Raw genomic sequence first — 1,575 nt, forward strand, 5'->3', positions numbered from 1 at the left:
CCTGGTCGATGAGCTGGTCGGTGGCCTGACGGGTGAGGATGATGCGGTGGTGCATTATGCGGCGGAGTCGCATAACGACAACTCGCTGGAGGATCCGAGCCCGTTCCTGCAGACGAACCTGATCGGTACGTACACGCTCCTGGAGGCGGTGCGGAAGCGTGGGGTGAGGTTCCATCACATCTCGACGGATGAGGTGTATGGGGATCTGGAGCTGGATGATCCGGCGAAGTTCACGGAGTCGACGCCGTACAACCCGTCGTCGCCGTATTCGTCGACGAAGGCGGGGTCGGATCTGCTGGTGAGGGCGTGGGTGCGGTCGTTCGGGGTGCGGGCGACGATCTCGAACTGCTCGAACAACTATGGTCCGCGGCAGCATGTGGAGAAGTTCATCCCGCGGCAGGTCACGAATCTGATCGATGGGATCCGTCCGCGGCTGTATGGGGCGGGGCTGAACGTGCGGGACTGGATCCATGCGGATGATCATTCCTCGGCGGTGATGACGATCCTGGACAAGGGTGAGCTGGGGCGGACGTATCTGATCGGTGCGGACGGGGAGAAGTCGAACCGTGAGGTCGTGGAGCTGATCCTCGAGTTGATGGGTCGGGATCGGGATGATTTCGAGCATGTGAACGATCGTCCGGGTCATGATCTGCGGTATGCGATCGATGCGTCGGTGCTGCGGGACGAGCTGGGGTGGGTCCCGTCGTTCCGTGATTTCGAGGCGGGGCTCGCGGCGACGATCGACTGGTATCGGGCGAATGAGGGCTGGTGGCGTCCGCAGAAGGCCGCGACCGAGGCGAAGTACGCGAAGGCCGGCCAGTGACCCCCGCGGGGCCGAAGGGCCTGGTGGTGCGGGAGACCCCGATCCCGGGGCTGTTGGTGGTGGATCTGCCGGTGCATGGGGATGCGCGGGGCTGGTTCAAGGAGAACTGGCAGCGGGAGAAGATGCTCGCGGCGGGTCTGCCGGATTTCGGTCCGGTGCAGAACAACATCTCGTTCAACCAGGCGGTCGGCGTGACCCGGGGTATCCATGCGGAGCCGTGGGACAAGTACATCTCCGTCGCCACCGGGCGCGTGTTCGGGGCGTGGGTGGATCTGCGGGCCGGTGAGTCGTTCGGGGCCGCGTTCTGGTTGGAGATCACCCCGGATGTCGCGGTGTTCGTGCCGCGCGGGGTCGGGAACGCGTTCCAGACGCTGGAGGCGCCGGCGGCGTACACGTATCTGGTGAACGACCACTGGTCCTCGGACGCGGAGTACACGTTCGTGAATCTCGCGGATGAGACCGTCGCGATCCCGTGGCCGATCCCTCTCGATCAGGCGGAGCTGTCGGCGAAGGATGTCGCCCATCCGCGGCTCGGGGACGTGACCCCGGTCCCGGCCGCCACGCCGGAGACCGCATCGTCCGCAGGGCCCTTATCTACCTCCGCGGCGTCGGCCCCCGCGGCAGCGTCGGCGGGCCGGACGCTGGTGGTCGGTGCCAACGGGCAGCTCGGCCGAGCCATCGCGGCCCGCTGGGCGGGCCGCGATGATGTGGATCTGGTGTCGCGGGCCGAGCTGGATCTCGCGGACCCGGCC

At 66.7% G+C, this 1,575-nt stretch carries 2 protein-coding genes; both read left to right on the forward strand.

Annotated elements, in window-relative coordinates; translation table 11 throughout:
- Positions 1–823: dTDP-glucose 4,6-dehydratase (gene rfbB, locus ACXET9_RS16065; protein WP_457887688.1), on the forward strand; the 823-nt coding region annotated here is incomplete at its 5' end.
- The coding region (locus ACXET9_RS16070; protein ID WP_457887689.1) for a dTDP-4-dehydrorhamnose 3,5-epimerase family protein at positions 820–1,575 on the forward strand (756 nt) is incomplete at its 3' end. The genes rfbB and ACXET9_RS16070, both read left to right, overlap by 4 nt.

Source organism: Brachybacterium netajii (SeqCode), assembly GCF_054114245.1.